The sequence below is a fragment of the Mycobacterium sp. genome, from assembly GCF_035640695.1.
GTDB lineage: Bacteria > Actinomycetota > Actinomycetes > Mycobacteriales > Mycobacteriaceae > Mycobacterium.
On sequence record NZ_DASQVQ010000006.1, the window covers coordinates 1 to 8,533 of the forward strand.

General features: G+C 65.2%; 6 protein-coding genes and 1 pseudogene. 4 read left to right on the forward strand and 3 right to left on the reverse strand.

Annotated elements, in window-relative coordinates; genetic code table 11:
• Positions 1-591 (forward strand): sensor histidine kinase (locus VE759_RS01290; protein ID WP_324927483.1); only part of this gene is annotated, 591 nt, incomplete at its 5' end.
• 10 nt (positions 592-601) lie between these two features.
• Here VE759_RS01290 and VE759_RS01295 read toward each other — a convergent pair.
• Complete coding sequence (locus tag VE759_RS01295; RefSeq protein WP_324927485.1) at positions 602-2,467, reverse strand: fatty acyl-AMP ligase; 1,866 nt, start codon at positions 2,465-2,467, stop codon at positions 602-604.
• An 82-nt stretch (positions 2,468-2,549) separates the two neighbouring features.
• Positions 2,550-3,620, reverse strand: coding sequence for an aldo/keto reductase (locus tag VE759_RS01300; protein WP_324927487.1), 1,071 nt, complete (start codon positions 3,618-3,620; stop codon positions 2,550-2,552).
• Positions 3,621-3,761: 141 nt separating this feature from the next.
• Between VE759_RS01300 and VE759_RS01305 the strand changes: the two are divergent.
• Positions 3,762-4,315: pseudogene (locus VE759_RS01305) on the forward strand (sugar phosphate isomerase/epimerase family protein); the annotation flags it as partial.
• Between the two features lie 12 nt (positions 4,316-4,327).
• Positions 4,328-5,329, forward strand: a complete 1,002-nt coding sequence (locus tag VE759_RS01310) for a substrate-binding domain-containing protein (RefSeq protein WP_324927489.1) — start codon at positions 4,328-4,330, stop codon at positions 5,327-5,329.
• A 400-nt stretch (positions 5,330-5,729) separates the two neighbouring features.
• Here the strand turns inward: VE759_RS01310 and VE759_RS01315 are convergent, their stop codons facing one another.
• Entirely contained in the window at positions 5,730-6,530 is an 801-nt protein-coding gene (locus VE759_RS01315; RefSeq protein WP_324927490.1) for a DUF899 domain-containing protein, read from the reverse strand.
• A gap of 474 nt (positions 6,531-7,004) precedes the next feature.
• Between VE759_RS01315 and VE759_RS01320 the strand changes: the two genes are divergently transcribed.
• The gene (locus VE759_RS01320; RefSeq protein WP_324927492.1) at positions 7,005-8,531 is read left to right on the forward strand and encodes an MFS transporter; all 1,527 of its coding nucleotides are present in this window, start codon (positions 7,005-7,007) and stop codon (positions 8,529-8,531) included.
• Positions 8,532-8,533 lie beyond the last annotated feature (2 nt).

Sequence of the window (8,533 nt, forward strand, 5' to 3'; positions counted from 1 at the left end):
GATGACGCCCGCCGCCTCCTGGAACGCGATCTGCACGACGGCGCCCAACAGCGGCTGGTCTCCTTGGGGCTGCAGGCCCGCATGGCCGAACGCTCCGTGCTCCCTAACCAAACCGACCTCAAGGAGCAACTGGCTGAGCTCGCGTCCGGGCTGACCGGCGTCACAAGCGAGCTGCAGGAGATCTCCCGCGGGATTCATCCCGCCATCCTCTCCGACGGCGGACTGGGCCCAGCGTTCAAGTCGCTGGCCCGCCGGTCTGCGGTTCCGGTCAGCTTTGAGGTGGCGATCGAGCGACGATTGCCTGACCCGGTGGAGATCGCCGCGTACTACGTGGCGGCCGAGGCGCTGACCAACGCCGCTAAACATGCGCAAGCGTCCCAGGTGAGCTTGATCGCGAAAACTGACGATGCCAACGTGTATTTGTCGATCCGCGACGACGGGATTGGAGGCGCTGACGCCCACAGGGGGTCGGGATTGATCGGGCTCAAGGACCGCGTCGAGGCCCTCGGAGGCCAGCTGACCATCACCAGTCGGCCAGGAAGCGGGACATCCTTGGATGTCGCCATCCCGCTCGACCACGACGTGGAGTGAGCCGGCGCGGCTAATGCACGCCCAGGACGCCGCTGAGGTACTCGGTGCGACAAGCCAGGCGAGCAAGCTTGCCGCTGGTGGTACGCGGGATCGCCCCAGCTGGCAGGAAGCGCACGTCGGCGACGAGTAACCCATGTCGATGCGACACCGCCGACCGGATTGCGTCGATCGCCGGCTGTGGATCGGCGCGGCCGGTGCCTGCCGCGCGTTCGGCAACGACCACCAGTCGCTCGGTGGGATCATCGGTTTCCGATCCCGGCATTTCGTTCGCCGGTACGGTGAACGCCGCTACGTACCCGCGCCGCACGATCGGCGAGGCTTCCGCGGTTGTGGTCTCGATGTCCTGGGGATAGTGCTGGCGGCCGGCGATGATCACCAGATCGGCGATTCGGCCGGTGACGTAGAGCTCCCCGTCGAGATACAACCCCAAATCCCCGGTCCGCAGCCATGTGCATTCGATCGGCGCGTCGTCGGCGTGGCTGTCTTCGGTGAGCCGGGATTGGAGCTTGGCGCCGAACGTCAGTCGGGTTTCGTCCGGCCGTCCCCAGTAGCCGCGACCAATGTTGCCGCCGTGCAACCAGATTTCGCCCACCTGACCGTCGGGCAGCTCTTCGTCGGTAGCTGGGTTGACGATCACGCACCACTGGCTGCGAGCTATCCGACCGCACGACACGTGCGCGACCGCGTTGGGGGCATCCGCCGCCACACGTACCGCGCGACCGGCGCTCAGTTGCTCTCGGTCGAGGTACACCACCGTCGCCTCGGCGGCGGGGTCGATGGTCGAGACAAACAGGGTCGCCTCTGCGATGCCATACGAGGGTTTGATTGCGGTGCGGGGTAACCCGTAGGGTGCGAACGCCTCGTTGAACGTCCTGACCGCGTCGATGCTGACCGGCTCAGAACCGATGATCATTACGACATTGCTGAGGTCGACGTCCTCGGCCGCCGCCGGCAGGCCACGCTGTGCGGTCCACTCGTAGGCGAAGTTTGGCGCGGCGGTGACCACACGGGCGTGCCGCGACTCGGCAGCCAGTGCATGAATCCACCGTTGCGGCCGACGGATGAACGCTGTCGGCGACATCAGGGTGGAGTGTCCGCCGTACACCGCCGGAAAACCGATCATCGACAGACCCATGTCGTGGTAGAGCGGCAACCAACTGACGCCGTGAGTGTTCCGGTCCAGCAGGTCGATCGAGAGGATCATCTGCAGCAGGTTGATGCCGACGGCCCGATGGGTAATCTCCACGCCGACCGGGGGCCGGGTCGAGCCCGACGTGTACTGCAAATGGGAGACGTGATCGACGTCGAGGTGGGCGGGGACGAACGCCTCCCCCGCCGAGTCGGGCACCTCATCGATCACGACGACGTGTGGCGTGCGGACGAGCGGAAGCTTGTTCAGAAACCCCTGAACGGGTTCGATCGCCGCCGCCGTCGTGAGGACGACCGTCGGTTGCGCGTCGCGGAGTGCGGTATCGAGACGTTCGGCATGGCCTGGCAATTCGGGGGCGAACAACGGCACCGCGATGGTCCCGGCCTTGACGGCCGCATAGAATCCGGCGACGTAGTCGATGCCTTGCGGGGCGAGGATTGCCACCCGGTCACCGCGATCTGTTAATTGTTGCAGCTGCGCACCGATCGCTCGCAACCGAATACCCAGTTGGGTCCAGGTCAGCTCGACGGCCTGCTCGCCAACCGAGCGGGCGTAGTCCAGATAGCGAAACGCCACGGAGTCACCGACATTTGCGATATTGCGGTCGATGAGCGATATCAGCGTGACACCCGCGGGCAACACGATGTGACCCCGGCTATCTAGGCAATCCTCGATCTGTAGCAGGCCGTTCCGCACAACCGATTCCTGTCGGGAGCGGCCATCCATGAGCGCAGTCTAAGCGCCACGGGAATCGGCCCTGCTAGTGCCGAGAGCGGCGCTTGATCCGCTGCGTGGAGCGCCCGGAGGCCTACAGGTCGGAGCTCTCACGCCAAAGGTCGATGCCGGAGTCGGCGGCGTAACGATCGATCTCACTCAGTTCGTCGGGCGTGAAGTCGAGGTTGTCGAGCGCACCGAGGTTCTCGTCCAGCTGCGCGACGCTCGAGGCACCGATCAGAGTCGACGCGACGGTCGGGTCGCGAAGTACCCACGCGAGCGCCAGCTGCGCCAGCGACTGGCCCCGCCCCTTGGCAATCTGGGCGAGTCCGTGCAGCCGCTCGCGCACCGTCTCCGTCACCAGCGCGTCGTCGAAGGTTGGGCGCTGGGTCGCACGGGTGACCTCGCCGGCGGGCTTGTCCAGATAGCGGTTGGTGAGCAGGCCCTGGGCCAAAGCGGTGAACGCGATCGCGCCCATGCCCGCTTCGTTGAGCTCCGCGATCAGATCGCGCTCGATCCAGCGGTTCAACATCGAGTACGACGGCTGGTGGATAACCAGCGGTGTGCCGAGCCGCTTCGCGATCGCCGCCGCTTCGGCCGTGTGAGTGGCCGAATACGAGGAGATGCCGACGTATCGTGTCTTGCCGGCTCGGACCGCAGTGTCGAGGGCGCCGACCGTTTCCTCGAGCGGAGTGTGCGGATCGAAGCGGTGCGAATAAAAGATGTCGACGTATTCGAGCCCGAGCCGCCCGAGCGACTCGTCAAGGCTTGAGAGCAAATAGACGCGGGACCCGAGCTGACCGTAGGGGCCAGGCCACATGTCCCAACCCGCCTTGGTCGAGATGATGAGTTCGTTGCGGTAGGGCTTGAAGTCCCCGCGCAGCATCCTGCCGAAGTTCTCCTCGGCTGAGCCGTAGGGCGGACCGTAATTGTTCGCGAGGTCGAAATGCGTGATGCCGCGGTCGAAGGCGTGGCGCAGCACCTCGCGCTGGGTATCGAATGGCCGATTGTCTCCGAAGTTGTACCAGAGGCCCAGTGAAATCGCGGGTAGCAGAAGGCCGGAGTGGCCGACGCGCCGGTAGGGCATCGCGTCGTAGCGCCTGGGCCCCGCGGACCACGGGTCGTGCGTGAACGGAACGTCGGTGATAACCAGGTCCTCGTTCATGCTGTTGATCGTAGGTGAATGCATCCTTTCGCCGGCGTGGTCGGGCCTGGCCGGCCGCCCGACGATCTGTTCCGCCACGTCGTGGACAACCTCCGGATTCGCTTGCATCTCCTGCGGCGATTCATCACCGAAGCCCGGTGGTGGTATGGCGCACCTTGGGACAGCGGCTATTTGGATTCGTTAAATTATCAGTGGGACGAGGTCGCGGTCCCGTTCTGGAAGGAAATCGACAAGCTCGCAAGCGATCACGGGGTCAAAGTTGCGATCGAGATGCACGCAGAATCAGGTTTTCAACCCGCCCACGCTCGTACGGCTGGTGGAGAAGACCGGAGCAACTCATCTGGGCGCCGAGATGGATCCCCGAGAACTGCAAGGTCGTCGGCGTACTCGACGACCGGTTCACCCGGATTCCGACCGAACAGAATCCGGTCGGTATCGGCGGCAGACACGTGGTGAACAAGTGGCCGCAGGATTCGGCCTGGGACTTCGTCGCCGTCGGCCGCGGTCACGACGTGGCTTTCTGGAGCCGATTCCCGGAGGCACTGCGTCGTGTTGAGCCGGACATGGCGGTCAACATCGAGCATGAGGACACCGAACTCGGACAACTGGACGGGCTCGAGGTTGCCGCCCGGGCGCTGCGCGAGGCGGCCGGTGTCGCGCAGCCGGTCGGCAGCGCGGCCAACGGCTCCGCCTGAGGAGAACGAATCATGAACCACTACGCACCACGGTCGCTCGTCAAACCGCTCATCGCGGCCGCGTGCCTAGTCGCGTTCGTGGCGTCATGTTCGAGTACCGGCGGGAAGCCGCGCGAATCCGGCGGCGGCATGGGGGCCGGTCACGCGGACACCCCGCGCGTAACCATCGCGATGGTCACCCACGGGCCGCCCGGCGACACCTTCTGGGATCTGATCCGTAAGGGCGCCCAAACCGCTGCTGCTAAGGACAACATCGACCTGAAGTATTCGGCCGAATTGCAAGGACCAGACCAGGCCAATCTCGTACAGAACGCCGTCGACAGCAAGGTCGCCGCGATAGCGGTGACGCTTGCGCGCCCCGAAGCACTCAAGCCGGCCCTGCAGTCCGCGACGTCGGCCGGAATCCCGTTTGTGGCGTTCAACGCCGGCATCGACGACTGGAAAGCCACCGGCGCAGAGGCGTATTTCGGTCAGGACGAGCAGATTTCGGGTCAAGCCGCCGGAAAGCGATTGGCCACCGTCGGAGCGCGGAAAGTCATCTGCATCATCCAGGACCAGGGCAACGTCGCCCTGGAGTCGCGATGCGCCGGCGTCAAAGCGGGCTTCGGCGGTCCGGTCGAGAATCTCAACGTCAACGGGACCGACATGCCGTCGGTGCAGTCCACTATCACCGCGAAACTTCGGCAGGACCCGTCCATCGATTACATCGTCACCCTCGGCGCGCCTATCGCGCTCACCGCTGTCGAATCCGTCAACAATGCCGGCAGCTCGGCCAAGATTGCGACCTTCGACACCAACGGGGCTCTGGTCGACGCCATCAAAACCGGCAAGGTGCAGTGGGCAGTTGACCAGCAACCGTTCCTTCAGGGCTATCTCGCGGTAGACGCGCTGTGGCTCTACCTCAACAACCGCAACATCATCGGCGGCGGCCAGCCCACGCTGACCGGTCCGGCATTCATCGACAAGTCGAATATCGATGCCATCGCCGGATACGCCAAGAACGGCACCCGGTAACCGCGCGGCGGAGGGATCACAGTACCGGCCAGCACGCCGCGATCCCGAGGGCGCGCGGCTCGTGCGCTCCGAGCGGCAAGCAGCGACGCCGCGATCGCGGCGCGATAACCGGACTGGCAGTGCACCCAAACTTCACCGCCGCCGGGCACGTCGGAGAGCCGATCCGTGTACGTACATCCGGATAGCCAGTCAAGTTCGGTGAAGCATTGTCGTCGTGAGGGCCGAGCATGTGGGGCCTCGACAGGAGAGAGGACCCGAAAGATGCCTGTCACCACCGCTCGGGACAGCTGTTGCTGGCCGAGTTCGACTACTCGCTACAGTTTCACCCGAGGTTGCCAGTGGTGAACACCGCCGTGTCGCCTCTTCGGTCATGACTGCTCCCAGCTATGGGTCTACGTCCTCAGAGGTTGTATTCGTCGGGCAGGCGCATGTTGGGGCCGCCGACCTGCAGGCCGAGCGGTTCTGCGCGGCCCATCGGCTCCTCCCAGGCTTCCTGGCGGCCCAGCGCGGTGAGGTCGAGGTAGTTGTTGCCGTTGTGGAACTCCTCGACGCCGCGACCGAACGTCGAATAGGTGTGAAAGATCTCACCACCGACGCGGAGGAACGCGCTAAGGCCTGGCCAGTCGCCCCTCATGCGCTGGTCGTAGCGCATGCCAGCCGCGGCCAGCTCGGCCTCGGTGCGGTGGAAGATCTGCACCGGCGCGACTCGTTCGTCGACGGTTGCGTGGAAGTCGTAGTTGAAGTCGCTGCCGTACGAGGAGTACCAGGGAAACGTCCATCCCATGCGTTCGCGGAATGCCGCGAGCTTCTCATACGGCGCCCGCGTCACTGCGACCAGCGTGGTGTTGCGGATATGCAGCTGCCGCAGCCTGGTAGGGATCTGGTCGGCCGCGGATGAACAGCTCGAGCAGCCGGTGTCGCGCGGGTGCTCGACGCCGTCGGCGTCGATGTCGTTGATCCACATGAAATGGTGCATGACCAGCTGCCGCCGGCCCTCGAACAGGTCGAGCAGGCCTACCGTCCCGTTCGCGCCTTCGAACGTGTACGGCTTGCCGATGCGCACCATCGGCAGCCGCCGCCGGTCCGCGTTGAGCCGGTCGCGCGCCCGGGTCAGCTCCTTCTCCTTCGCCAGCAGCACGTTGCGGGCGGCTTGCCACTCCTCGCGGGACACCACCTCGGGCAGTGTTGAGTCATCCTTCATGGCTGCCTCCTCATCACGCACCTGGGTGGCGGCTTCATGCTTTCCTTGCCTTGTGCTGCAACGGTTTTGTCACGTCAGGTGACGACCGCGGCTTCGATGTTCAACATTGCAGTTGAATACCATGGTGACCGGATATAGTCAACCGAGTGGTTGAAGATCGGGTGATGGATCGCGGCCAGAGTCTGAAAGTAGGGAGAGCGGGCCGTGACTCGCGCGGGTCATGCAGCTAAAACACTGTCCTCCACGGTATCTTGAGTTTGGGCCGGTCCTTCGTGGAGAGTAGACCTCAGCGGTGGGGGCTCTCGACGACGAGCCGTCCCAACATGCAGTGTGTGCTCATCGGAGAGTTCAACCGCGGTGGCGGCGTAGCCGTCGCGACAACCAACCGCCTTCGCTACGAAGGAGCCCGGCGCCGATGGTGCTGACGCTGGAACGGGGGTCCGAGCCCTGAAGCGCGGGACGCTTTCTCTCACAGTGACACTGGCCCGCACGGCGGGCGGCCCCGAGCGGTTGAAGCCGATCCTGCTGCTCGCATTGGTAGTGGGCCTGCAAAGCGCCGATAACGGCACCGTCGGAGCGCTGGTCGTCCCGCTCAAGCGCTCGTTGCACATTGACAACACCCAGGTCGGACTGTTAGTCACGCTATCCACCGGTATCGGCGCGCTCGCCACACTGCTGGCTGGGGCGCTCGCCGACCGCACCATCCGGGTTCGCCTGCTGTGGATAACACTGCTGGTGTGTTCGGCGGCAATGGCTTTGAGCGCCGCCAGCCCCAGTTACGGCTGGCTGCTGGTGTGCCGGGTCGCCCTCGGCGCGGGAGTGGCGGTGTCAGGGCCGGTGGTCGCATCGCTGGTGGGCGACTTCTTCGCGCCCGGCGAGCGGGGACGAGTGTACGGGCTGGTGCTCGCCGGCGAGGGCGCGTGCACGGCAATGGGACTGCTCGTCGCGGGGGAACTGGCCGCGGTGAACTGGCGGCTGGGGTTCTGGTGGCTGGCCGTCGTCGGGCTCATCCTCGCCGTCGGCGTGGCAACAATGCTTCGCGAACCGCCCCGCGGAGGCCGCAGCCGCCTCGCCGCCGAGGCTGGCGGCATCACGTCGGCGGCGAATCCGGACAACTTGCCCATGTCGATCGCCGCACGCGATGGTGGCGCCGCGCAGCAACACGCATCCGTCATCCTTGATAAGAACGCCCAAGGTCTCTCGCCATGGCAGGCGGTGCGCTATGTGCTCTCGATCCGCACCAATATCGTTCTCGTGGTGGGGTCCTCGTTCGGCTACTTCTTCTTCACCGGGTTGAGCACCTTCGGGGTGGCGCTGCTGCGCGGCCGGTTTCAGATCGGCCAGTCCGTGGCCACCTTGCTCATCGTCGTCCTCGGCGTCGGCGCCCTGATCGGGGTGCTGAGCACCGGACGCATCGCCGACTGGCTGATGACCCGCGGTCACATCGGTGCCCGGATGGTAGTGGGTGGGGCGGCGTTTCTGGCAGCGGCGATTTTTATCCTTCCGACACTGCTCACGCACAGCCTGCTGGTGGCGATCGTCTTCGCGTTTTTGGCCGCGATCGGGCTGGGCGGTGTGAACCCGCCGCTCGACGCGGCGCGGCTGGACATCGTGCATTCCCGGCTGTGGGGGACGGCAGAAGCGGTACGGACAACGCTAGTGTCGATCTCCACAGGTTTGGCGCCGCTGGTGTTCGGCGTTGTGTCCACCAACCTAGGCGGCTCACAGGCAGATCTCAGCAGTGCCGGGGAAGGGCAAGGCGGGCTTTCCGGCGCGGGGGGAGTTGGGCCGAGCGCCGCCACTGCGTTAAACCACACCTTCCTCATCATGCTGGTTACGCTGGTCATCGCCGCAGCGCTGATCTTGTCCGTGGCACGCCGCACCTATCCACGCGACGTCGCGACGGCGATCGCCTCTGAGTCGGCGACCGCGGCCGTTGTCCCGCGGGAGCCAACAGATCCGAGAGCCGGAACTGGTCTGCAAATTTTGCAGCACCAATAGGG

Excerpts from the sequence above, each read along its gene's own strand:
- VE759_RS01295 (WP_324927485.1), bottom strand. The coding sequence starts at position 2,467 with ATGGATGGCCGCTCCCGACAGGAATCGGTTGTGCGGAACGGCCTGCTA.
- VE759_RS01300 (WP_324927487.1), bottom strand. The coding sequence starts at position 3,620 with ATGAACGAGGACCTGGTTATCACCGACGTTCCGTTCACGCACGACCCG.
- VE759_RS01315 (WP_324927490.1), bottom strand. The coding sequence starts at position 6,530 with ATGAAGGATGACTCAACACTGCCCGAGGTGGTGTCCCGCGAGGAGTGG.
- VE759_RS01310 (WP_324927489.1), top strand. The coding sequence starts at position 4,328 with ATGAACCACTACGCACCACGGTCGCTCGTCAAACCGCTCATCGCGGCC.